A 25,628-nucleotide genomic window follows, 5' to 3' on the forward strand; every position below is an offset into this window, starting at 1 on the left:
ACTTGCGTAAGAATGATACTAGGAGGAATAGGCATATGGCAGATTTTAAAGAGCATTCACAAGCAAATGAAGAAGAATTAGTAACGATGGATCAAATGTTGGACGCATATCCACCACTTGAAGTTGGAGATACGGTTCAAGGAGAAGTCCTAACAATTGAAGATAACCAAGCGATTGTTGGTATTAGCGGACGAGGCGTAGAAGGTGTTATTCCTTACAAAGAGCTATCTGCGAAACCATTTGATGACATTAAAGAAGTGATTAATGTTGGCGATGTTGTTGACTTAGTCGTTATTAAACAAATTAAAGACAAAGAAAATGGTAGCTTCTTATTATCGAAACGTCGTCTAGATGCTAAAAAAGTTTGGAAAGACATTCAAGAAAAATATGACAACAATGAGTACATTGAAGCACCTGTTAAAGAAGTTGTTAAAGGTGGTTTAGTTGTTGATGTTGGTGTTCGTGGTTTCGTACCGGCATCAATGGTAGAAGAATACTTTGTAGAAGATTTCTCTAGCTACAAAGGAAAAACAATGACATTCAAAATTGTTGAATTGGAGCCAAGCGAAAATCGTTTAATCCTATCTCACAAAGCAGTTGTTGAAGCTGAAAAAGAAACAATGAGAGAAGAAGTAATGTCTAACTTAGCTGAAGGGGACACACTAGAAGGAACAGTTGCTCGTCTAACAAACTTTGGTGCATTTATTGACCTTGGTGGCGTTGATGGACTTGTTCATATCTCTCAAATTGCTCACGAACATGTGAACAACCCAGGTGATGTGTTAACGATCGGCGAAAAAGTAACAGTTAAAGTATTATCAGTAGATAAAGAACGTGGCCGTGTATCATTAAGTATCAAGGATACACTACCAGGACCATGGGAATTAGTTGAAGAAAAAGCAGCTGTTGACTCTGTTTTAACAGGAACTGTTAAACGTTTAACTAGTTTTGGTGCGTTTGTTGAAGTATTCCCAGGTGTAGAAGGATTAGTTCATATTTCTCAAATTTCTCACCAACATATTGCAACGCCTCATGAAGTTCTAGAAGAAGGCCAAGAAATTGAAGTGAAAGTGTTAGATGTTAAACCAGAAGAACACCGTCTATCACTGAGCATCAAAGCTTTGCAAGCTCAAAAAGAAGAGGAAGCGTCATCTGAAACTGTAGAAGAGTATACAGGGTCTTATGAAGATGAGTCTGACTCATCATTTACATTAGGTGATGTTCTTGGAGAACAACTAAAAGACTTGCAAGATAACGAATAAACAAAATGCTGATAGGACATGGATGTCTATCCATGTCCTTTTTTATGGATTAAATAAAATTTAGGAGTGATGAAAATGCCGAATCCTGTTATTGCTATTGTAGGAAGACCAAACGTCGGAAAATCGACTATTTTTAATCGTCTTGCGGGAGAAAGGATTTCCATCGTTGAAGATATTCCTGGAGTGACGAGAGACCGAATTTATGCTGAAGGTGAATGGTTAGGCCGTACATTTGATATCATCGATACAGGTGGAATTGATTTAAAGGATGAACCATTTATGAGCCAAATTAAATTGCAGGCTCAAGTTGCAATGGAAGAAGCTGATATTATTGTCTTTATTACCAGTGTACGTGAAGGCGTAACAGAAGGTGATGAGAACGTTGCACGCTTACTTTACCAATCTGGTAAACCGGTCATACTTGCAGTTAACAAAGCAGATAACCCGGAGATGCGTGCTGATATTTTTGATTTTTATAGTTTAGGATTAGGCGAACCATATCCGATTTCAGGAAGTCACGGTCTAGGCCTAGGTGACTTGTTGGATGCAGTTGTATCTGAGTTGCCACCAGAAGAACATTTCCAAGATGAAGAAGATGTGATTAATTTCTGTTTAATTGGTCGACCAAATGTTGGGAAATCATCGCTTGTGAATGCCATTTTAGGTGAAGACCGCGTGATTGTATCAGACATTGCAGGTACAACGCGTGATGCCATTGATACAAGCTTTGTTGACGACGAAGGTGTCAAATTTAAAATGATTGATACGGCTGGTATTCGTAAACGTGGAAAGGTAACAGAATCAACTGAGAAATTCAGTGTGATGCGTGCAATGCGTGCGATTGACCGCTCTGATATTGTCTTAATGGTATTGAATGCTGAAGAAGGTATTCAAGAACAAGATAAACGTGTTGCCGGTTATGCTCATGATGCAGGTAAGGGTATTGTAATTGTCGTTAATAAGTGGGATAAAATTGAAAAAGATAATCACACGATGAATAAGTTTGAAGAAAAAATTCGTGATGAGTTTCAATATTTATCTTATGCGCCGATTATTTATGTATCTGCGTTAACTAAACAACGCCTTGTTCAAATTCCTGACAAAATTAAAGAGGTTAGCGAATCTCAAAATCGTCGTATTTCGTCATCGTTATTGAATGATGTCCTAATGGATGCTATTGCGAGAAACCCTACGCCAACTGATAAAGGAAGACGCTTGAAAATCTATTACATGACACAAGTTGGCTCTAAACCACCAACATTTGTCTTGTTTGTAAATGATCCAGAGTTACTCCATTTTTCTTATGAGCGCTTTATTGAAAATCAAATTCGAAACACCTTTAGTTTTGATGGTACACCATTTAGAATTATTGCAAGACAAAAGAAATAAAGTGAAATAACGGTCGAAAAAACGTTATAATCATTGCAGTACCAACTATTCTATGATATTCTGTATTAGGAATTACCGATGAAAAGTTGGTAGTCCTTCACTATTTTTGGACCACTCAAAAGTAGTTCATCATGTTTTTTAATAGATAGCTATAAAAGCATGGATCTTCTTTTTTTGGCAGGAGGTGAAAACAACATGACAAACAAAGCTGAATTAGTAGAACGCGTTGCTGATAAAACAAACCTTACAAAAAAGGAAGTTACAGCTACTGTAGATGCATTATTTGAAGCAATTCAAGAAGCTTTACAAAACGGTGAAAAAGTTCAAGTTATCGGATTTGGTAACTTTGAAGTACGTGACCGTGCTGCTCGTAAAGGACGTAACCCTCAAACAGGGGAAGAAATCCAAATCGAAGCAACTAAAGTACCTGCTTTCAAACCAGGTAAAGCATTGAAAGATGCAGTTAAAGGGTAATTAAACTTATCTAGACCGAAGACATGATGTCTTCGGTTTTTTTATTGTCTAAAAATAGCCATTTACTTACAGAAATTTAAGATTGTGGTAAAATGAATTCAGAAGCATAGGGTAGGTGGACGTATTGAATAATGAAGCAAAAAAAATGTTTGAAGCAATTAGGCTCAACGAACAAGAAGAAGCGTTCGTTCATTTTGAAGAATCGCTTAAGCAGTCGAAGGAAGAGCAAGATGTCAATGGACTTGCAGAATTCGGCCAAGCATTACACTTAGCAGGCTTTTTAGACCAAGCTAAGGATGTTTATGATTTACTAAAGGAAATAGCTCCAGGTTTAACTGAATGGGATTTATTCTTGGCCGAAATCGCCATTGATCAAAATCGGATTGAGGATGGACTGGATATTCTTCTCCAAATCGATCAAACGAGTGACTTATATCCAAACGCCTTATTAATGATGGCAGATGCTTATCAAACAATGGGACTTTACGAAGTTAGTGAATACAAGATTAAAGAAGCTATGAAAATCTTGCCAGATGAGGTTGTTTTAACTTATGCACTGGCACAGTTATACCATTCAAATGGAAAATATAAAGAAGCCATTAGTCTCTATGAAGATTTAGTTGAAAAAGACACTGTGGATATGTGGCAAGAAAACCTATTTATTTTATTAGCAGACTGCCATAATGTGATTGGTAATTTTGAAGAAGGGATTGAGTATCTGGAGCAACTTTATGATGATCAACATACGTCTGATAGTTTATTCCAGCTAGGATTTGCTTATTTGCAAGTGAAGCAGTATAACCGATCTATTAAAATTTTGGAACAGCTACTTGAGAAGGATCCTGACTATAATACGGCTTACTACTATTTAGCAGTCTCGTTAGAGGAAGACCATCAACATCAAGAAGCGCTTGAAATGATCAAGCGAGCGATTGCTGTCAACGCCTTCCAAGCAGATTATTATTTGTTAGAAGCTAAATTAAACCTTAAGTTAGATAATAAGGTAGAAGCAGAAGCTGCTCTAGACCGTGCACTGGGATTAGAGCCAGATTTAATGGAAGCGCAGTTGTTGAAGTTAGATTTGTTGATCGGTCAAGATGCTTTTGAAGAAGTCGTCAACGTGATTGAAGCTGAGGATGACGCCAATAAGCAAAATCAACAATTCCAATGGCGATTAGCAAAAGCTTATAATGAACTTGAAGATTACGACAAGGCAGGGTTAGCGTTTGAACAAGCCTATCTGACATTAGCGGATAACTTATCCTTCTTAGAAGATTACAGTGACTTTTTAAGAGAAGAAGGGAACCAAGAGAAATTAGCAGAATTAGTAGCTAAGGCGCTAATGTTAGATGCTAATCATCCTTATTTCAATGAATTAAGAGACCATTTATTAGCGGGTGAGTAAAAACCGAAAGGGGAGGAGAATATGAAACGGCCAACTCTGGAAGAAAAGAAATCATTCATTACATGGTTTATCCAAAATTACCAGCTCAAAAGAAGAGAATCACTATGGATTTTAAACTATTTATTAAATCATGAACTGCTATTAAAAAACATCCATTTTGTTGAAGACATCGCCTTAACCAACCGAGGTATGGGGCTAGCGACTGTTGGTAGCTCCAATGAGCCATTCGTTTATTTTAAGGAAGGGAAACGGTTTGATGATCCGGAACAAGCTTTTCATGACCTACGTCTGAACTGGAAAGAAGATTTTTTCCTAGAACTCTATTTTGATGATGCCTATCACATTCTGTCTCGTTATGGTGTACTTGAAGAGAACCCATTTTTAGAAGTCGAAGATCAATTTTCAGCAGAGCTGATTACTCGTGTTGAAGAATCATTGACACGTTTATCTTGGCAAGAAAGAAAAAATCAACTCATGATTTTGATTGATCAAGCGCTTGTTGATAATAATCAAGACGATTTTAACTTGTATACAAAAGAGTTAAAAGCAATGGATGAAAAAAATAAGATATAGATTACTCGCTCTAAGAGTAATAGATTGGATTTGACATGATTAATATAAAGCAAATACCTGAATTTAATAAAGCATCCTCCATTTTAGAACGAATTGAAAAAGAGGGTTATGAAGCTTATTTTGTAGGTGGGGGTGTCCGAGATACCTTATTAGGCCTGCCCATTTCAGATGTGGATATTGCTAGTAGCGCAACTCCGGAAGAAATTAAACGCTTCTTCCCAGTGACGTTTGATGTCGGAATTCAACACGGTACCGTAATGGTTTTACATGAAAAAGAAACATATGAAATTACGACTTTTCGAACAGAATCAAAGTACGAAAAATTTCGACGACCTGAAAAAGTAAACTATGTGAGGAGTTTGAGAGAGGATCTCAAACGACGTGATTTTACGATTAATGCGATAGCATTAAACCGCCAAGGTCAATTGGAAGATCCTTTTGATGGACAGCGGGATATAAAAGCAAAGATTATCCGAGCAGTAGGTAATCCCTCTGAACGATTCCGTGAAGATGCGTTAAGAATGATGCGAGCAGCACGCTTTATGAGCCAGTTAGCGTTTGAAGTAGAAGAGAATACCAAAGAAGCAGTTCGCTACTATCATCCGTTACTCTCAAAAATTGCTGTCGAACGGACACGAGAAGAATGGACAAAACTCCTAATCGGTCGGAATAGAAAGGGAGGGATCAAGTTTTTTGTAGAAACACGCTTATTCCAAATGTGCCCAGGATTCCAAAATAGGGGAGACGATTTAATTGATCTGGCCTTATTTCCACTTCAATTTCAGTCGCCACTTATGGCGTGGACAGTCCTCCTTTATTTTTTAAAGATTACAGATGAGGAAGCGACAGGGTTTTTAAGAGCGTGGAAGCTGTCAAACAAGGAAATAACTAACGTTAGAATAGCTCTAACAGCCTTAAGAGCCCGTTTAGAGCATTTCTGGGACAACCAGCTGTTATTCGAAACAGGTGTTGATATTGCCTTAGAAATTGAGCATATTGTTACTGGATTTGGCATCGAAAATGATATTAACCGTCTGTTAGCACTAGATAAAACACTTCCGATTCATTCTGCTCAAGATATGAAGATAAATGGGAATGATGTTATCCAATTACTTGGTTTTAATCGTGGAGGTCCATATTTGGGTGTCATTTTAAATGATGTCAAGAAACGGATTATCAACCAACAGCTTGCTAATGATGAAGCGGCTATTAAAGATTTTATCCTTAAAAGACGCTCCATTTATTTAGATGAAGTAAGTTATAGCAACTTTACTGTAAAAAAGGAAGACTGTGATGATTCATTCGACTTTACAGACCATGCTTTTTTATCCTCTTCACGATTAATCTTTTACATCGAAGAAGCTTGCAAAGCGATGATAGAAGGGTTATTGGAAGATGATGATGTTTCTGTCAGTCGCTTCATCAGTTTGAATTATCACTCAACAACAGGATTAGGATCTAACGTGGAAATCGAAAGCAGAATAAAAGAATTATCAAGCAAGGCCTATTCGTTTTCGCTTGTCGTTCGCAGTGATGATGACATTATTGCCATTGGGGAACATAAGCGGAAAATCATTAAAAAGAAAAGTTTATGATTTTTTTAACAAACTGTCGTTTTGTTCGACAAGTAAAAAAATACCTTTAAATAGATAAAAGCATTTTAATTTTTTGAGTTATGTCTTTTCATTTTATGTAAATTGTGATAAAATATTCATATGAAAGATAAGTCAGGAGTGAGAAAATGAAAAAAGTAATGTCAAGCTTGAAATTTATTTTCCGTAACGGTGAAACTTGGACGATTAGTCGTGAAAATATAGGTGACTTGTGGATAAAACAAGTGACAACATCATATGGTCGTATTGGAAACAGTGAATTCCAAGAAATTCATCCATGTGAATCTTTAAGAATTGAAATTTATCAAGAAGCAGACCATGTTAAATCAGTTGATATTAACTTGGGTGGAATCGAAGCGGGTATGTTCGATCGTGTAAGAAAATATCAAGATATTGAAATGATGGATATTCTTTACCAAGATGAAGATCATCCAAAGTCAGATGTTATTGTTCAAAGCGACCGTATTTATTTCCCGTACAAAGCTCTAGATACTGATGGCAACGATAATGAATACCAATCATCAAAAGTTGTTGATGATACGCTTTACATTGTGATTGACCCTCATAAAGATGTCACTGAAATTTATCCTGAAAACTAATTATCATCATTCAATTGAGCCTTATCGTTAGATAAGGCTCTTTTCTTTTGCTTATTTAATGGAATCTTTACGGGAAAGACTACAACTATTGCTGTTTTTTTAGTAAAATAGATGAAGTACAGATATGTGAATTGGAGCAGTATAAAATGAGCTATAAGAATGAAATTTATGCTGTTGTTGATTTGGAGACGACAGGTTCGAGTTATCGAAAAGGACATAAAATATTCCAAATAGGTATTAGCTTGATTCAAGACAAGCAATTGATTCAAGACTATAACGTGGTGGTCAATCCAGGTCAAACGATTCCACCACTCATCAGAGAATTAACTGGATTTAGTAATAAAGATGTTAGAGATGCCCCTTATTTTGAAGATGTGGCTGACTATCTTTATAATCTATTAGACGGCTGCATCATTGTAGCCCATAACATTGGTTTTGATTATGTGTTTTTAAATGAATCATTTGTGGATGCGGGATTGCCACCACTTACTCAAAAAGGGATTGATACCGTTGAATTGACAAAGATATTATATCCGACTTGTCATAGCTATCGCTTATCGGACTTATCTAAGCAATTTGATATTGACCATACAAATATTCATGATGCAGCAGGAGATGCGCGAGCAACCGCTGAGTTATTCTTATTACTCATGAAAAAAGCAGTAGAATTACCATTAGTGACACTAGAAAAGCTCGCACAACTAGCTGGGCACACTCAGAAAGATACCTCTTTATTTTTTGATAGTTGTTTAACAATGGCATTAGAAATAAAAGCAGAACTATCTGATGATGTTATTGTTGTGGAAGGAATTGCTCTTAAAAAGAAAACCGCTTTTAATGAACAAACTGCTCATCGAGTGAAAGAAACGCTCGCTATTGAAGGCTTTCTTGATCCTGGCTTTTTAAATAAACTTAATTACCGCTACCGACCGCCTCAAGCCAAAATGATGACGATGATTGACTCATTCTTCAAGGATGATGAAGCAATTCTAGCCATTGAGGCACCAGCCGGAATGGGGAAGACTTATGCTTATTTGATTCCTTCATTGCTGGCAGCTAATCCTGATCAAAAAGTGGTCATCAGTAGTTCAACCTTATTGTTGCAAGAGCAATTACAGGCCACTCTAGAACGTTTATTGGCTCATTTACCTTTTCAAGCAAATGTCGCTTCATTAAAGAGCAAGACCCATTTTATTCATTTGGAACGATTCGCTAAAACGGCCTTAGATAATCTCTCAACTATTGATGGACTTGTCGCTATGAGTCTATTTGTCTGGTTAACAGAAACAAATACGGGTGATTTGTCAGAATTAAGTAACAGCCACCAAACATCTGCTTTACTTGAAGCCGTTTCGTATCAGTATAATGATGAACCTATTGATGGCAAGTGGCATGAGGTTGATTTTTTATATCACTATCATCAAGAGGCTGAAAAAGCTAGTATATTAGTGACGAACCATGCTTTTTTAACGCATCATTTTGATATGATTAAGGAATTATCAAAAATAAAAAAACCATATTTGTTGGTCGACGAAGCTCACCGCTTACCTGATATTTATCAAGAAAATAAGAGCGTTTCTCTACCTATCACCATGTCTAAACGAAAAATCGAGAAATTCTCTACAGATGTGAGAACCTACCGTGAGCATTTAGAGAGTAGAGCCACTCAATCCTTTCCTCACTATGAGTTGATTAATGTTGAATTCGCGCTAGGCCAATTAGCGATGAGTTTAGAAAGCCTTGAAGATTATTTAAGTGAACAGACAAAAAATGACATGATTGATCGGAAGATTAACTTAGATTCAGCTGTCATAGCAGATGTTTTCTTCAAACGAACACTCAAGAAAATCAATCATCATATCGATGAGGTTGTCTTGACCGCTAAACGGTATCTTGATTCAACGGTTAGTTATGAAGAATCTGAGTTTAATAAACGTGTTCAAAATCTGATTATTAAAGTTGAGAAGCTGAGCTATCATTTGCTTTCTTTTGCCGATATATCAGAATTTGATTATGTTTCTTTAGAGCTTGATATGCAAGCTGTCCATCTTTTTTATAGCTTGAAAAAAGCCAACTGGAATAGCGGTCATCAGTTGCAAGAGCAGATTCAAGAAACGTTCTTAAAAACAGCCTATATTAGTGCGACCTTAATGACAGAAGAAGCGAAAGGTTACTCTGCAAGAAAATTAGGAATTGAAAAATTAGCTGATTACACTTATTCGTTTAAAAATGAGATCCAAAAAAATATGACCATCCTTGTTCCGTCTGATATTCCTAACTTGCATGAGACAGATTATCAAAAATGGACAAAATCAATCGCTCGTTTTATTGTGGAAACGGCAACTGAAAGCCCGCATAAAATGTTAATGCTCTTTAATGCCAATCAAGCATTAGAGGATGTCTTTAATCATGTTCGGAGTAACGCTGCTTACCGCGATAATGAGATAGAAGTATTAGCACAAGGATTCAGTGGGAGTAGAAAACGGATTTTCAGACGTTTTTCTGAGTCTAGTCAGGCTGTTTTGTTGGGAAGCGGCATGTATTGGGAAGGCATTGACTTTCCAGACCAGTCTATTGATGTCTTAGTTATTACACGACTGCCATTTGAGTCGCCAGCTAGCCCAGAAAACATTGCCATATCTGGTTACTTAGAAAGTGTTTCAAAAAATAGTTTTAAACAGGATTTATTACCAAAAATGTTATCTAAGTTTATGCAAGGAATCGGTCGGATTAATCGCAAGGATAGTGATGAGGGGTTAGTTATTTGTTTGGACAATCGGATTTTAGCTAGCTCATATGCTTATAAGATTAAGAAATTATTGCCAAGTGGCAGTGAATTGATTACGATGCCATTAGAATATGTCGAAGCTAAAATCAAAGAATTCACTAAAAAAGAGCGTGACTGATTTCTTTTTCCTCTAAATTTGAGTATGATTAGAGAGTAGATTTTTTATAGCCAAAATTAAAGGAAGAGGGTACTTTTTTGAAGAGAAATATTGTAATGGGACTGATTGTTGTTCTTTTTGTATTAATTGTCAGCTCTTATTCTATTTTATTCTATTCGCAACAACCGATGGATCAAGCGGAGATAGAAGTATCTCAAATTGCTAAAGAGAATGCCGATATTCAGAAAGTAGAGAACTTTTATTGGTATAACGGCAGTAACGATACTTATTTCACTGTAGCAGGTTATACGTCTGAAAATGAGTACCTCTATGTGATGGTTAAGCAAGATGGTGGGGACATGACCGTACTTAACGCTGAAGAAGTTGTAACAGAGAGTGAAGCGAAGGCTATTCTTAAATCCATAAAAGAACCTGCTAAGGTGCTTGAAGCGCGTTTAGGTATCGAAGACAACGAACCTTTTTGGGAAGTTGCTTATAAAGATTCAAATGGTCAGTTAGAATATGTTTGGCTGTCAGTCAGAACAGGCGAACTATTAAAAGAATATCAAAGTATATAGAATGGGGTTGAGAAGATGTTCCACATTTCAAAACGAATGTCTGTGATTGAAGAATCTCCCACTTTAGCAACCGCTGCTAAAGTAAAAGAAATGAAGGAAAAAGGGAAAGATATTATTAGTTTAACAGTTGGGGAACCAGATTTGAATCCGCCGCAAGAAGTGAAAGATGCTGCTATTGCAGCTATTCTAGATAATCGGGCAAATCATTACACACCAACTGCGGGCATTTTGCCACTTCGTCAAGCCATTGTTGATTACCATCATCGTTATGATGGATTAGATTATCAAGCGAGCCAAGTTATTGTAACAGAAGGCGCAAAAAACGCCTTATATACCTTGTTTCAAGTCATCCTAGATGAGGGAGATGAAGTGTTAATTCCATCTCCTTACTGGGTTAGCTATACGGAACAAGTGAAGCTAGCAGAAGGTGTTCCTATTATTGTAACAGCAAAAGCGGACAACGGTTTTAAAGTTTCTGTTCAAGAATTGGAAGAAAAACGAAGCGCTCGTACAAAAGCCATTATTCTTAATTCGCCTAACAATCCAACCGGAACAGTTTATTCTAAAGAAGAATTAAAAGAGCTTGGAAATTGGGCAGTAAAACATGATATGATAATTGTTGCGGACGAAATCTATTACCGTCTTTGCTATAACGGAAATGAAGCTGTTTCGATTGCATCATTGTCTGATGAAATCAAGAAACAGACCTTCTTAATTAATGGTGTATCGAAAAGTTATGCCATGACCGGCTGGCGGATCGGTTATACGATTGGTGATCAAGCGATTATTAACAAGATGGTGGAGCTTTCAAGTCATTCAACATCAAATCCAGCTGGTCCAAGTCAATATGGTGCACTAGCAGCAATAAGCTCTAGCCAAGACTTTGTAGAAGAGATGAGAACGATTTTTGAAGGGCGGTTAAACTATGTTTACCCGTTGATTGAAAAACTACCCGGCTTCAAAGTAACGAAACCACAGGGTGCTTTCTATGTCTTCGCTGATTGTAGTGAAGCTGCTAAGATGACCGGTTATCAATCGGTTTCTGATTTTGCTCTCGGTTTGATTGAAGAAGCAGGAGTCGCGGTTGTAGCTGGAGAAGGATTTGGAGCACCAAACTTTATCCGAATTAGCTACACATTAGAAGAGTCTGTTTTACTAGAGGCTGTTAACCGTATGAAACAGTTTATAGAAATGAAAAAAAACAATTAATGAAGTGAAGGGGAAATAATTGTTGGAACTAATAACAATGAAACAAGCCAAAGATTTTGTTGGTAAAGAAGTAAAAATTGGAGCATGGATAACAAATAAACGTAGTAGTGGTAAAATTGCCTTCTTACAACTAAGAGATGGCGATCACTACTTCCAAGGGATCGTTGTTAAAAATGATGTCGGCGAAGAAATTTTCGACGTAGCTAAATCATTAACACAAGAAACATCTGTTATTGTGCATGGTATCGTTCAAGAAGATAGCCGTTCAAAATTAGGCTATGAATTACTTGTTCAAAATATTGAAGTTCTTGGTGAAAGCCATGACTACCCAATCACACCAAAGGAACATGGTACTGAATTCCTAATGGACCACCGCCATTTATGGTTACGTTCAAGTAGACAACATGCCATCATGAAAATTAGAAATGAAATTATCCGTGCAACTTACGAATTCTTTAATAAAGAGGGATTCTTAAAAATTGATCCACCTATTTTAACAGGAAGCGCACCAGAAGGAACAACTGAACTGTTCCATACGGAGTATTTTGACCAAGAGGCTTACTTATCACAAAGTGGTCAGCTTTATATGGAAGCTGCAGCAATGGCTTTTGGAAAAGTTTTCTCATTTGGACCAACATTCCGTGCTGAAAAATCAAAAACACGTCGTCACTTGATTGAATTTTGGATGATTGAGCCTGAAATGGCATTTATGTCTCAAGACGACAGCTTAGTTGTTCAAGAAAATTATGTTAGCTTCTTAGTACAATCTGTATTGGATAACTGTGATTACTATTTAGATGTGCTTGAACGTGATAAAGAGGCTCTAAAACGTTACACCCAACTACCTTACGACCGTATTTCTTACGATGATGCAATTGCGTTATTGAATGAGAATGGCTTCGACGATATTAAGTGGGGAGATGACTTTGGATCACCGCATGAAACATTCATCGCTAACCAATCTGATCGACCTGTCTTTATTTTAAATTATCCAAAAGCAATTAAACCATTCTACATGAAAGAACATCCAGATCGTGATGACGTTGTTCTATGTGCGGATATGATTGCGCCAGAAGGTTACGGCGAAATCATCGGCGGAAGTGAACGTGAAGTTTATTATGACAAACTAAGTGAACAAATTGAGAAATTTGGTTTAAGCTTAGAGGATTATAACTGGTATTTAGATTTAAGAAGATATGGTTCAGTTCCGCATTCTGGATTTGGCCTTGGATTAGAGCGTACAGTAGCTTGGATTTCAGGAATCGAACATATTCGCGAATCAAGCCCATTCCCACGTTTGTTAAACCGTATTTATCCATAATAAATAATGTTAGTGGAACAGTTGCATATGAGAGCTGTTCCACTTTTTTTAAAAGAGAGGTTTTAAAACATGACTGATTCACTTGAATTATGGCTAGCTAGTGGTCAAACAGTTATTCATAACAGTTTGCTTCACCACTATGCGACAATTGGCTTAGATGAAACGGAGTTAATTTTTATTATTCAGATGCAAAGTTATCTTGATCAGTCTGTTTTTTTTCCAAATATGGCAGAAATAGCTAACCGCATGGGTAGGAGAGAGGCTGATATTTTTTCAATTCTTCATAGCCTTATCCAAAAGAATATTATCTCCATTTCAACTGAAAAAGATGATCAAGGTAAGGTTGTCGATCGCTATTCCTTACTACCTTTATATAAGAAGTTGCAAGAATTGCTGAGTCGGAAAAAAGGTCAGTTTGAAGAAAAACAGCAATCAATCAATTTACTTGAAATCTTCCAACAAGAATTTGGCCGCCTATTGACACCTATTGAAATGCAAACTATTGGTGAATGGCTCGATCGCGATCACTATTCTCAGGACATTATTTTAGAAGCTTTAAGAGAAGCAGTCTTAAACCAAAAATATAGCTTGAAATATATCGATCGCATTTTACTATCATGGGATAAGAAGAATATTCGCTCTTCTAGCCAAGCCAAGCAAGAAACCAAGCGATTTGCTCACTCGCAATATAAAGAACCAACTCCTACTGATGATGAAGAGGAACTGATTCCGCTGTTTAACTGGTTAGAAGAATAAAAAAGCAAACAGATTGAGACGAAGCTCATTAAGAGAGACGTTTCAATCTGTTTTTTGTAAATAATTGGTGGGAAATGTCGAGTGAGCGATGAAAAATGTTCTACTCGACATATTCCACCGAAAAAAAGCCGTCAGCAGAAAACTGACGGCTTTCATGTATTCATATATTAACCAGCAGGCTCGGTTGGAGCAGGTTGACTGCTAGATTCCTCTGGAGCTGGGTTTGCTGGAGGAGTTGACTCATCAGGTTTTGATTCTTCAACACTTGAAGCCGGTTCTGAGGAAGTTTCTGCTTGAGAACTTGAAGACTGGCTTTCGCTTGAAGATTCTTCAGGTTTCTCCTCTTCTTTTTCTTCCTCTTTTTCCTCTTCAATCTTTATAGTAATAGTCGCAGCAGGTGAGTTGTTAGAACCAACTTTGGCGATCAAGCTAATGGCAATATCTCCTGGCTGAGGATTTTTAATAACAATTTTTGTTTCGGTTGTCGTTTGACTTTGTCCACCAGCCGTAACAGTAAACTGTGGCGTACGGTTATCTTCAGCTGTTAGTTTATAAGCATCCCATGAAATAGTTAATTCTTTTTTATCCTTACCGTAAGAGGCTTTTAACCCAGTAGGTGCGGTTAGCTTCTCACCATATTTTTTAGAAACTTGAGTAGGCTCAAACCCTTTGACAAATAATTCTGTAATCGTCATATTTGAAGGGGTGTTTGGACCAGGTTTCATAACTGGATTCGAGAATTTTTCCATAGTTGCTTCTACCACTGAATCAGGTCTCGTCCAATCTTCATACGGTAAATCTTGCGAAACGTAACTCATTAATTCACTGTAAATATAACGGGTAATTTTTCGTGTTTCATAATCAAGGTAATTGCCGTATTCCAGTGGTTGAGCGTACCCCAGCCAAACTGCTATTGAGTGACTTGGTGTATAACCAACAAACCAAGAATCTTTCCCAATATTATCTACGCCAACGCCGCCAACGGAATCTAACTCACTTTCCAAGTAGTCAGTTGTGCCTGTTTTTCCAGCATGTACTAGACCACTAATGTCGGCTTCAGGAGCGCTTTGTGGAATAACATCTTTCAGCATATCTGTTACCATATAAGCTGTTGAGTCCTTCATCGCTTCTGTTCCTGATGATTGGAACTCAAATGTTTCGCCGTCAGATGCTGTTACGGATTGAACGGTATATGGCTCATAATAAGTACCACCATTTGCAAAGGCACCATAAGCAGCAGCTAGATTAACATTTGAAATTTCTCCACCAATGGCATTTGAATCCACTAGTTCCTGTTGATTACCATTATAAATTTTGATGCCTAGGCGATTTAAAAAGGAATTAGCATTGTCGAAGCCAACTTCTTGAAGAAGTTTTGCTGCAGGCACGTTTCTAGAATCGACTAAAGATTCTCTGATTGTCATATCGCCCTTAAACAGTCTATCGTAGTTATAGAGCTCAACACCATCAGAAGGGTAAGTCCATCTTTCATCGACTATCAGGCTACCAGTTGAATAGTTTAAGTATTCTATCGCCGGTGCAAAATCAATCAACGGCTTGATGGTTGATCCGACACTTCGAATCGTTTGATTAGCGTAGTTAACGGCTAATTGATTATTAATTTTCCGATTCCCAATAACGGCATTAATGGCACCTGTATTAACATCAACCATAGTGGCCGCTGTTTGCAGTTCGTCATCTGGGAAAGTAATGTAGTCATCGGAGTTAACAATATCATATAAGCGTTGTTGTGCATCTAAATCTAAATTCGTTTGAACAACTAAACCACCCATTTCAACATCTAAACCTGTTTTTTCTCTTACCTCGTCCATAACAAGTTGAATGTATGCATCGACGACTAAAGAAAGATCAGTATCGTTTGAGTGATCAACAAGACCATCCGCTACTGATATGCTCATTGCTTCTTGCGCTTCAGCTTGGGTTATTTTCTCATTTTCAACCATCATATATAAAACAAGGTCGCGTCTTTCTGTTGTTTCTTCAGGATTAAGGTAAGGATCATAGAAAGAAGGCGCTTGTGGCATACCTGCTAAAATGGCAGCTTCACTTAAATTAATCTCACTTAGTTCTTTTCCAAAATAATATTCAGCAGCAGTTCCCATACCGTAGACATTGTTTGCCATATAAACCTTATTGATATAGAGCGCTAAAATTTCATCTTTATTTAATTCTTTTTCTAATTGAATGGACATCCACGCCTCTTGGGCTTTCCGTTCAAGGGTTTGATCTTCTTCAGAAGTAGAGAAGTAAGCTAGTTTAATTAACTGCTGAGTAATCGTACTTCCACCCTGAGAAATGCCGCCACCGCGAACGTTAGCTATCAATGCTCCGGCTATTCGAATCGGATCGACACCAATGTGGCTATAAAAGCGTTGATCTTCAATAGAAATAATCGCATCTGCTAAGACTTGAGGAATATCTTCCATATCAACTAATTCTTGGTTTTGTGATCCAGCCCCAATTTCAATAAAGACATCACCATCTATATCAAGTAATTGTGATGGAATAGTATCAACTAATTCATCACGATTTATTTCTGGTGAGTTTGATGCATAATAGAAGAAAAGGCCTGCTCCTGATAAAAGACCAATAAAACCAATGGCAATTAATCCGAGGAATAGTTTCTTCCATAATCCTTTTTTATTCTTTTTTACCGTCTTTTTTCTGCCTTTAGGTTGCTTTTTTTGACTTCTAGAGACTCTTGTTTGCCCATTATTTGGCATGTTGATTCACCTCTGTTTTCTTTTTGATAATATCATCAACAACTTTTAGATAATCGAGGATGGGTTGGTAGCCGTATGAAATTTCATAGCCATATTCCTCTATAAACGACAGGGGAATGGATTTACGACCATCAGCTTTATGTTGATTGGACCAAAACTCTGATAAAAAGTGGCTTTCTAATAGAAAAACACGATTTAATTCAGAAAAACGAATCATGACAAAACAAATCCCGCCTTGTTTTTGACAGTGGTCCATATGAATAATTTGATGGTCATGGACGTTTTTGAGGGGAAAAGATTGCTTGTTGCGTGTTTCCTTAGCCTCAAAATCAATATAAAAACCACGATAAATGCCATTAAAGTCAGTTGTTGATGATTGCCGATAATAAGCTTCTTTAATGACCGCAGCACTTCTCTTTGGATAATCCACTTTGACAACTTGGATAGGCGTTGGCTTTTTGTGAATGACCGCCACTTGTCGCTCCAAGTAAAACGTATTTGATTGTGTGATTTCTTCCTCCAATGTCATCCCGCGCTTGCCATATTGGACAGGGCGATCTGCTTTTGTTTTCTTTGAAGAAGGTTGGTTGTTTATATACGTTTTTCCATTTGGATAGTTCATTATTTCTCACTTCCTCTATTGAATTGTAGCAATATTTTTTAGAAATGGGTAAATAAATCGTTTAAAGTTTTTCTAATTTTTTATTTAGCCCTAGTATATAGTCAATTCTGTAAGATTTTACCACCAATTTCTTATTTTTCAAGTTTCCTCACAAATGCGCAGGGTTTTTTTATTTACAATAAAGCGTTTCTAGTGTACACTGGCTTAGTATGCAATGGTTGGACCATTGCGAAAAATGATAGATTTTTGGAGGAAAGATAATGACTGCAAATTGGGAAAAAACAGGCACTAATGAAGGTGTCCTAACATTTGAAATACCTGCAGAAACAATTAAAACTGAAATGGATAACGTATTTAACCGTGTTAAAAAGAACATTTCTGTTGCTGGATTTAGAAAAGGAAAAATTCCTCGTCACGTATTTAACAAACAATACGGCGAAGAATCATTATACGAAGATGCATTGAATGCTGCTCTACCAGTTGCTTATGAAGCTGCTGTTAAAGAAGCAGGAATTGATCCAGTTGCTCAACCAAAGATTGATATTAAGAGCATGGAAAAAGGCGAAGCTTGGGTTATGACAGCGGAAGTTACTGTAAAACCAGAAGTTAAACTAGGCGAATACAAAAACTTAACAGTTGAGAAACAAGATCGCGAAGTATCAGATGCAGATGTTGAAGATGCATTGAAACAACGCCAAGAACGTCATGCTGAATTAGTATTGAAAGAAGATGCAGCAGCAGAAGGCGATACAGTTGTTATCGACTACGAAGGATTCATAGGTGAAGAGGCGTTTGAAGGTGGAAAAGACCAAAACCATTCACTAGAATTAGGTTCTAACTCATTTATTCCAGGATTTGAAGAACAATTAGTTGGCTCAAAAGCTGGCGACGCAAAAGATGTTGTTCTAACATTCCCTGAAGAATACCATGCAGCTGATTTAGCTGGTAAAGAAGCAACATTCAAAGTTGTTGTTCACGAAGTTAAAACAAAAGAATTACCAACTCTAGACGATGAATTCGCTAAAGACTTAGACGACGAAGTTGAATCTTTGGATGAATTAAAAGCTAAAATTCGTAAAGAATTAGAAGAAAGCAAAAATGCTGTAGCTGACGAAGTTGTTCAAGAAGCAGCAATCCGTCAAGCAGTTGATAATGCAGAAGTTGTTGAATTACCACACGTAATGGTTCATGACGAAGTTCACCGCCAAATGGATCTATTCTTGAACGATATGCAACGTCAAGGTATTTCACCAGAAATGTACTACCAAATTACTGGTACAACTGAACAAGACCTTCACAAACAAATGGAACAAGATGCTGATGTTCGTACAAAAACAACACTAGTTCTTGAAGCTATTATCAAAGCAGAAGGCCTTGAAGTAACTGAAGAAGAAATTAACGAAGAAATCGCAACACTAGCTACACAATACAACATGGATGTTAAACGTGTTCGTTCATTAATCAATGACGATATGTTAACAAACGATATCCAAATGAAGAAAGCTATGACTTTGATTACTGATTCTTCAGTAGAAGCATAATTCGCTTGATTTTATAAAGAGACATCTGCCGCAAGCAATGTCTCTTTATTTTTTTGAGAAAGATAAACAGATTATTTGTGATTTGACTAATATGTGTTAAGATAAAGTGCATTATAAAAAAGCTTGACTATCTACTTTTAGCTTTTATGGTAAAATAGAAGTATCAAGTTGAAATGACATACATCAGTTAGAAAGGGGAATGCATATGTTCCGAGATGATGGCACAAGCATTCATTGTTCCTTTTGCGGAAAATCGTCTGACCAAGTAAAGAAAATTATTGCTGGTCCAGATGTATACATTTGTAACGAATGTATCGATTTGTGCAAGGAAATTATGGAAGAAGAAATCTACAGCAACGAAACAGTAGAATTCGGTGACGTACCTAAACCACAAGAAATTCGTCATATTTTAAGCGAATATGTAATTGGACAGGATAGTGCTAAAAAATCATTATCTGTTGCTGTTTATAATCATTACAAACGAATCACTCAAATGGCTAATCAAAAAGATGGTGAAGTAGAATTACAAAAGAGTAATATCTGTCTCATCGGACCAACAGGATCAGGTAAAACCTTCCTAGGTCAAACGCTAGCACGTATTTTAGATGTTCCATTTGCGATTGCAGATGCGACAAGTTTAACAGAAGCAGGTTATGTGGGAGAAGACGTTGAAAACATCTTACTCAAACTCCTTCAAGCAGCAGACTACGATGTCGAACGCGCACAACGTGGCATTATTTATATTGATGAAATTGACAAGATTGCCCGTAAAGGTGAAAATGTATCGATTACACGCGATGTAAGTGGTGAAGGCGTACAGCAAGCTTTACTGAAAATTCTTGAAGGTACAGTAGCAAATGTTCCACCTCAAGGCGGTCGTAAACACCCACATCAAGAATTTATTCAATTCGACACAACTAATATTCTATTTATTGTTGGTGGTGCTTTTGATGGCGTTGAAACGATTGTAAAAGAAAGACTTGGCGAAAAAGTTATTGGCTTTAATTCTGCTAAAGCAAAAGAAGAAAGCGACAAGAGCTTGATGCAACAAATTATTCCAGAAGACTTATTAAAATTCGGTTTAATACCTGAATTTATCGGTCGTTTGCCAATTATGGCTGCTTTGGAAAAATTAACAGAAAGCGACCTTGTAAGAATTTTAACTGAGCCAAAGAACGCTTTAGTCAAACAATACCAAAAATTACTTGAATTAGATGGCGTGACGCTTGAATTCGAGGAGGCAGCACTTGAAGGGATTGCTAAAAAAGCAATCGAGCGTAATACAGGTGCACGTGGCCTTCGTTCGATTATTGAAAATGTCATGCTAGATATTATGTATGAAATCCCAAGTCGTGATGAAATTACGAAGGTAATCATTACAAAAGACATTATCGAAGGTCAAGGTAAACCACTTCTTTACGGAGAAGACCAACGATTAATTAGTTAATAAAGATAGGAGAACCAATGTATAGGACTAAACCCCGTACATTGGTTCTTTATGCCATGAAAAGGAAGTGATAGTTATGCAAGTAACAAAAGCAGATATGATTATTAGTGCCGTTAGTCCGAAACAATACCCAGATACAGGATTGGTAGAATTCGCCCTAGCAGGACGTTCAAATGTTGGGAAATCATCATTTATCAATAAAATGATTCGTAGAAAAGCACTTGCTCGTACATCAAGTAAACCAGGGAAGACACAAACATTAAACTACTATTTAATCAATGAGACCTTTTATTTTGTTGATGTGCCGGGTTACGGCTATGCAAAAGTTTCTAAAACTGAGCGTGAAAAATGGGGCGAGATGTTAGAAACTTACTTTACACAACGTGAAACATTACGTCACGTGTTCTTAATGGTTGATTTTCGTCATCCTCCAACAGCTGATGATATTCAAATGAAAGATTTTATTGAATATTACGGCATTCCTTACACGGTTATTGCTACTAAAGCAGATAAAATTCCACGCGGAAAATGGAATCAACATTTTTCACGGACTAAAAAAGCATTGAATTTAGCAAGTGATCAAGATTTAATTGTCTTTTCATCTGAAACTGGCGAAGGAAAAGACAAAGCATGGGGTGTTATCCAGAAATATTTAGCATAGAGTCGGCTAGAATGGAGGAGTCAAATCATGAAACAAAAATCGGCAAATAAATTCAGATATACGAAAGAAGAACGTAGTTGGATTATGCAGGATTGGGCTAATTCTGCTTACTCTATTATGATTACAACCGCAGTTTTTCCTTTATTTTTTAAGGCGGTCGCAAGTTCTGGCGGTCTCAGTGATGCGACCTCAACAGCTTACTGGGGCTACGCCAATGCGATTGGAACATTAATTGTATCTGTTTTAGCGCCTATACTAGGTGCGCTAGCTGATTATAAAAATCAACGGATGCCCATGTTTACTTTTTTCACATTGAGTGGGATTATCGCAACTTTGGCATTTTCGTTTGCGCCAGAGGGAAGTTGGTTGTATCTGTTTATCTTCTATGTGATTTCCGCGATTGGTTTTTCTGGCGCAAATATCTTTTATGATGGTTCGATCATTGATGTTACGACCAACGATCGTATGGACAGGGTTTCTTCAGCTGGCTTTGGTTGGGGATATATTGGAAGTTCGATACCCTTTGTTATTTTTATTATTTTTCAATTGACGGGTATTTTACCGATTTCTCAGACCTTGTTAGTGAAATTAGGATTTGTGATGACCGCTATTTGGTGGTTTGTCTTTACGATTCCTTACTGGCGTCATGTTGAACAAAAGTCTTATATTCCTCGTGAGACTCAGCTCATTAAAAATAGTTTTAAACGGTTATGGGGAACATTGAAGGGGATTAAAGCTTATAAACAAGCTTTCTTATTCTTAATTGCTTACTTTTTCTATATCGATGGTGTGGGAACTATTTTTAAAATGGCTACGGCTATTGGGAGTGACATAGGACTATCTTCTAACGATTTAATTGTGGTTATGTTGGTTGTTCAGTTTGTTGCTTTTCCATTCTCCATATTGTATGGTGTCTTAGCAAAACGCTTTGGCGCTAAAAATATGATTTTCGTCGGCATTGTGACTTATACCTTTATTTGTATTTATGCTTTGCAGTTGGATAGCTTAACAGCATTTATTATATTAGGATTATTAGTAGGGACCGCTCAAGGTGGGGTACAATCGCTTAGTCGATCACTATTTGGCCAACTTATTCCAAAAGAGCGAGCGAATGAATTTTTTGGTTTTTATAATATTTTCGGAAAATTCGCAGCTGTAGTAGGACCCTTTTTAGTGGGGATTATCGCACAGTTAACTGGCAATTCCTTAGATGGGGTTTTTGCTCTTATTATTTTATTTATTATCGGTGGAATTTTATTGATGTTTGTTAAAATCCCTCAGGAAAATAGTATTTAAGCGAGAGGGCTGAGTATAACTCGGCCCTAATGCTTTTTCTATGGTTCAACTGATTGCTAATATTGGCGAAATTTGCTATAATATAAGTTGTATTTTTATGCCCAATTCAATTGCTATTGGGCGAGTATGTGAGGTGATTCTATGGCAACTCGAATACCTGAAGAAACAATTGACCAAATAAGAACAGAGACCAATATTGTTGATGTTGTGAGTCAATATGTTCAACTTAAAAAAAGAGGGAAAAACTACTTTGGCTTTTGTCCGTTTCATGATGAGCGAACGCCGTCTTTTTCTGTAACAGAAGAGAAACAGATTTTTCATTGTTTTAGTTGTGGGCAAGGTGGTAATGTTTTTCGTTTTCTAATGGAAGTTGAAGGGTTAGACTTTGTTGAATCAGTCAAACGAGCAGCAGAATTATCCGACCTCCAAGTTGATATTGCTATCGACAATCAACCGAAGACAGCTGTCCAAAATAAAAAAGAACAGCTCATTGCAATCCATGAAGCAGCGTCTGCCTACTACCATCAGATTTTGATGAATACAGTAACAGGAGAAAAAGCTCTCGAATATTTACTGGAACGTGGCTTTACGACTGAACTACTTGAAGAATTCCAAATTGGATTCTCACCTCCAAATAAGACCACAACTTATCAAATTTTAAAACGAGATCGACATTCAGATGACTTATTAAGAGAAAGTGGCATTTTTTCAGAACGCAGTGATTCAGCAGAATTACTTGATCGCTTTGGCTCTAGAATTATCTTTCCGCTTAGAAATGAAAAGGGAAAAGTAGTCGCTTTTTCTGGACGTATTCTTCCTGGTGAAGATGATTTCAATGATCAGAGTTTCCATGAAGCTAAATATTTAAACAGTCCTGAAACAGCGATATTCTCTAAACGCTACTTTCTCTTTAACCTAGATAAAGCCCGATCGCAAATGCGCAAAACTTCAGAAGTGGTGCTTTTTGAAGGCTATATGGATGTAATTTCAGCGTGGCAAGCAGGTGTGACGAATGGTGTTGCTTCTATGGGGACAGCACTGACAGAAGAACAAATTAGAATTTTAAATAAAATTGTTGATTCGGTTACCATTGCCTATGACGGTGATCGTGCTGGAATGGAAGCAACGAATAAGGCGATTGAGGGATTAGCTCAGGGCAACCGCTTTGAATTGGCTATTATTCCTTTGCCAAAAGGGATGGACCCTGATGACGTTATCCGTCAAAAGGGAGCTCAAGCTTTTCGAGATATCATCAATAATCAAAAAGAAACGGCCTTTCAATTCCAATCACGCTTTTTAAAAACAAAACTCAATCTCGATACAGAGGCAAATCGCCTACAGTATTTAGAAGAAGTATTGAAGCGTTTAGTCCATGTTGATTCGATTATTGAACGAGAAATGCATTTAACGGACTTAGCAAGTGAATTTAAACTTGACTTAGCGGTTCTTAAAAAACAGCTCCAAGATTATCAGACAGGTTATTTGAATCAACAAAAAGACCAAACTAAGAAGAAAACGCAAGACAGACGAGCACCTATTTCAACTGAATCAATGAGCGTCAAACAAAAGCTAACACCTTTGCAGATTTCAGAACGTCAGTTGATGTATCGACTTTTTCATTATGAAGAGGCTTGGCATTATTTAAAGGAATTAACGACAGATTTTAACTTTGTCAGTGAATCGCTACAGACGATTTATTTGCTTTATGATGCGTTTTACCAAGAAAGTGGGCAAGTCGGTCAAATCGATCGCTTTTTAGATCGGATTAAGGATCAACACTTAGTCACCACGATTATTGAAATAGAGATGATTGATCTTCAATCGGATGTCTCTAGTCAAGAAATCAGTGATATAGTCACGATTATTTGTTCAAAGTCTCCTTTAGAGACACAACTTGAACAAAAGAAACGGGCGATGGCAGAAGCCACACGCCAACAAGATAAAGACCAAGCCATGCGCTTGTTGGAAGACATTGTCAATCTAACAAGAGAGCTAAAGCTTGTTAAGAAATAATCCGTATTGAAATGGAGGAATTTTTTATGGCCATTAATAAAAATGAAGAAGGCAAAACACTCGAGCAAGTAACCAATCAGGTGGTTAAAGAGCATAAACTGTTAGGCTCAATCTTCTATGATGATTTAACTGACAAAATTGCAACACCTTTCCAACTCGATGCGGACCAAATGGATAAATTAATCCAAAAAATGGAAGACAGCGGCGTTAGTGTCGTTGATGCAGACGGTGGACCAACTGCTCGTCAGCTTAAGACAGATGAAAGCAAAAAAGACGATAAAAAAGAAAAAGACAAAGCTGCAGAGGAAGAAGAACTTTCTGCACCAGCTGGCGTTAAGATTAATGACCCAGTTAGAATGTACTTAAAAGAAATCGGTCGTGTGTCATTACTAACTGCTGATGAAGAACGTGACTTGGCAATTCGTATTCTAGATGGCGACCAAGAAGCGAAGCAAGAATTAGCTGAAGCAAACTTACGTCTTGTTGTATCGATTGCTAAACGTTATGTTGGCCGTGGTATGCACTTCTTAGACCTGATTCAAGAAGGTAACATGGGACTAATGAAGGCTGTTGAGAAATTTGACCATGAGAAGGGGTTTAAATTCTCTACTTACGCGACTTGGTGGATTCGCCAGGCAATCACGCGTGCAATCGCTGACCAAGCTCGAACGATTCGTATCCCCGTTCATATGGTTGAAACGATTAATAAATTAGTTCGTATACAACGTCAACTTCTTCAAGATTTAGGTCGCGAACCGACACCGGAAGAAATTGGTGCTGAAATGGACTTACCAACTGAAAAAGTTCGTGAAATCTTAAAAATCGCTCAAGAACCCGTATCATTGGAAACGCCAATTGGTGAAGAAGATGATTCTCATTTAGGTGATTTTATTGAAGACCAAGAAGTAACTAGTCCAGCTGAACATACTGCTCAAACGCTTCTAAAAGAACAACTAGAAGAAGTTTTGGACACCCTAACAGACCGTGAAGAAAACGTGCTTCGTCTACGTTTTGGTTTAGATGATGGTAATGTTCGCACCTTGGAGCAAGTCGGTAAAGTGTTTGGTGTGACGCGTGAACGTATTCGTCAAATTGAAGCTAAGGCTCTTAGAAAATTACGACACCCAAGCCGCTCAAAACAACTAAAAGACTTTTTAGAATAAAAACCATGGAGGGTAGAAGCTAACATTCTATCCTCTTTTTTTAGCCTTTACTTTAATTTATAAGGTGAAACTGCTAA

Annotated in this window: 20 protein-coding genes; 18 read left to right on the forward strand and 2 right to left on the reverse strand. The window is 37.3% G+C overall.

Annotated features, from left to right (window positions below; translation table 11 throughout):
• Positions 1 to 35 precede the first annotated feature (35 nt).
• From rpsA to G7057_RS10505, 12 genes are all read left to right on the forward strand, one after another.
• Complete coding sequence (gene rpsA, locus G7057_RS10450; protein WP_166163555.1) at positions 36 to 1,262, forward strand: 30S ribosomal protein S1; 1,227 nt, start codon at positions 36 to 38, stop codon at positions 1,260 to 1,262.
• A gap of 75 nt (positions 1,263 to 1,337) precedes the next feature.
• Positions 1,338 to 2,651 (forward strand): ribosome biogenesis GTPase Der, encoded by a 1,314-nt coding sequence (gene der, locus G7057_RS10455; RefSeq protein ID WP_166163557.1) that lies wholly within the window; start codon positions 1,338 to 1,340, stop codon positions 2,649 to 2,651.
• 195 nt (positions 2,652 to 2,846) lie between these two features.
• On the forward strand, positions 2,847 to 3,125 hold the full coding sequence (locus tag G7057_RS10460; protein ID WP_076766251.1) for an HU family DNA-binding protein: 279 nt from the start codon (positions 2,847 to 2,849) through the stop codon (positions 3,123 to 3,125).
• Between the two features lie 124 nt (positions 3,126 to 3,249).
• Positions 3,250 to 4,530, forward strand: coding sequence for a tetratricopeptide repeat protein (locus G7057_RS10465; RefSeq protein ID WP_166163559.1), 1,281 nt, complete (start codon positions 3,250 to 3,252; stop codon positions 4,528 to 4,530).
• A gap of 21 nt (positions 4,531 to 4,551) precedes the next feature.
• Entirely contained in the window at positions 4,552 to 5,103 is a 552-nt protein-coding gene (locus G7057_RS10470) for a YpiB family protein (protein WP_166164229.1), read from the forward strand.
• A gap of 35 nt (positions 5,104 to 5,138) precedes the next feature.
• Positions 5,139 to 6,698, forward strand: a complete 1,560-nt coding sequence (locus tag G7057_RS10475; protein ID WP_166163562.1) for a CCA tRNA nucleotidyltransferase — start codon at positions 5,139 to 5,141, stop codon at positions 6,696 to 6,698.
• A gap of 146 nt (positions 6,699 to 6,844) precedes the next feature.
• Positions 6,845 to 7,315, forward strand: coding sequence for a hypothetical protein (locus G7057_RS10480; protein WP_166163565.1), 471 nt, complete (start codon positions 6,845 to 6,847; stop codon positions 7,313 to 7,315).
• A 146-nt stretch (positions 7,316 to 7,461) separates the two neighbouring features.
• On the forward strand, positions 7,462 to 10,221 hold the full coding sequence (locus G7057_RS10485; protein WP_166163567.1) for a helicase C-terminal domain-containing protein: 2,760 nt from the start codon (positions 7,462 to 7,464) through the stop codon (positions 10,219 to 10,221).
• A 77-nt stretch (positions 10,222 to 10,298) separates the two neighbouring features.
• Positions 10,299 to 10,778 carry a cell wall elongation regulator TseB-like domain-containing protein gene (locus G7057_RS10490; RefSeq protein WP_166163569.1) on the forward strand — a complete coding sequence of 160 codons (480 nt, stop codon included), beginning with the start codon at positions 10,299 to 10,301 and terminating at the stop codon, positions 10,776 to 10,778.
• A 15-nt stretch (positions 10,779 to 10,793) separates the two neighbouring features.
• Positions 10,794 to 11,987 carry a pyridoxal phosphate-dependent aminotransferase gene (locus G7057_RS10495; RefSeq protein WP_166163572.1) on the forward strand — a complete coding sequence of 398 codons (1,194 nt, stop codon included), beginning with the start codon at positions 10,794 to 10,796 and terminating at the stop codon, positions 11,985 to 11,987.
• 37 nt (positions 11,988 to 12,024) lie between these two features.
• Positions 12,025 to 13,308, forward strand: a complete 1,284-nt coding sequence (gene asnS / locus G7057_RS10500; RefSeq protein ID WP_405002651.1) for an asparagine--tRNA ligase — start codon at positions 12,025 to 12,027, stop codon at positions 13,306 to 13,308.
• 69 nt (positions 13,309 to 13,377) lie between these two features.
• Positions 13,378 to 14,064, forward strand: coding sequence for a DnaD domain-containing protein (locus tag G7057_RS10505; RefSeq protein WP_166163578.1), 687 nt, complete (start codon positions 13,378 to 13,380; stop codon positions 14,062 to 14,064).
• A gap of 167 nt (positions 14,065 to 14,231) precedes the next feature.
• On the opposite strand, the gene G7057_RS10510 is transcribed toward G7057_RS10505, so the two are convergent.
• The gene (locus G7057_RS10510) at positions 14,232 to 16,808 is read right to left on the reverse strand and encodes a PBP1A family penicillin-binding protein (RefSeq protein ID WP_166163580.1); all 2,577 of its coding nucleotides are present in this window, start codon (positions 16,806 to 16,808) and stop codon (positions 14,232 to 14,234) included.
• Entirely contained in the window at positions 16,798 to 17,430 is a 633-nt protein-coding gene (recU, locus tag G7057_RS10515) for a Holliday junction resolvase RecU (RefSeq protein ID WP_166163582.1), read from the reverse strand. The genes G7057_RS10510 and recU overlap by 11 nt, the downstream gene beginning before the upstream one ends.
• Before the next feature lie 260 nt (positions 17,431 to 17,690).
• Here recU and tig point away from each other — a divergent pair, with 260 nt between their 5' ends.
• From tig to rpoD, 6 genes are all read left to right on the forward strand, one after another.
• Complete coding sequence (tig, locus tag G7057_RS10520; RefSeq protein ID WP_166163584.1) at positions 17,691 to 18,971, forward strand: trigger factor; 1,281 nt, start codon at positions 17,691 to 17,693, stop codon at positions 18,969 to 18,971.
• A 205-nt stretch (positions 18,972 to 19,176) separates the two neighbouring features.
• Positions 19,177 to 20,418, forward strand: a complete 1,242-nt coding sequence (gene clpX, locus G7057_RS10525) for an ATP-dependent Clp protease ATP-binding subunit ClpX (protein ID WP_166163587.1) — start codon at positions 19,177 to 19,179, stop codon at positions 20,416 to 20,418.
• 76 nt (positions 20,419 to 20,494) lie between these two features.
• Entirely contained in the window at positions 20,495 to 21,079 is a 585-nt protein-coding gene (gene yihA / locus G7057_RS10530) for a ribosome biogenesis GTP-binding protein YihA/YsxC (protein ID WP_166163589.1), read from the forward strand.
• A 27-nt stretch (positions 21,080 to 21,106) separates the two neighbouring features.
• A complete protein-coding gene (locus G7057_RS10535; protein ID WP_076766224.1) occupies positions 21,107 to 22,375 on the forward strand; it encodes an MFS transporter in 1,269 nt (422 codons plus the stop codon).
• Positions 22,376 to 22,516: 141 nt separating this feature from the next.
• Positions 22,517 to 24,388 carry a DNA primase gene (gene dnaG, locus G7057_RS10540; protein WP_166163592.1) on the forward strand — a complete coding sequence of 624 codons (1,872 nt, stop codon included), beginning with the start codon at positions 22,517 to 22,519 and terminating at the stop codon, positions 24,386 to 24,388.
• Between the two features lie 26 nt (positions 24,389 to 24,414).
• Entirely contained in the window at positions 24,415 to 25,551 is a 1,137-nt protein-coding gene (gene rpoD / locus G7057_RS10545; RefSeq protein WP_076766222.1) for an RNA polymerase sigma factor RpoD, read from the forward strand.
• Positions 25,552 to 25,628 lie beyond the last annotated feature (77 nt).

The organism is Jeotgalibaca arthritidis (assembly GCF_011100465.1).
Classification (GTDB): domain Bacteria; phylum Bacillota; class Bacilli; order Lactobacillales; family Aerococcaceae; genus Jeotgalibaca; species Jeotgalibaca arthritidis.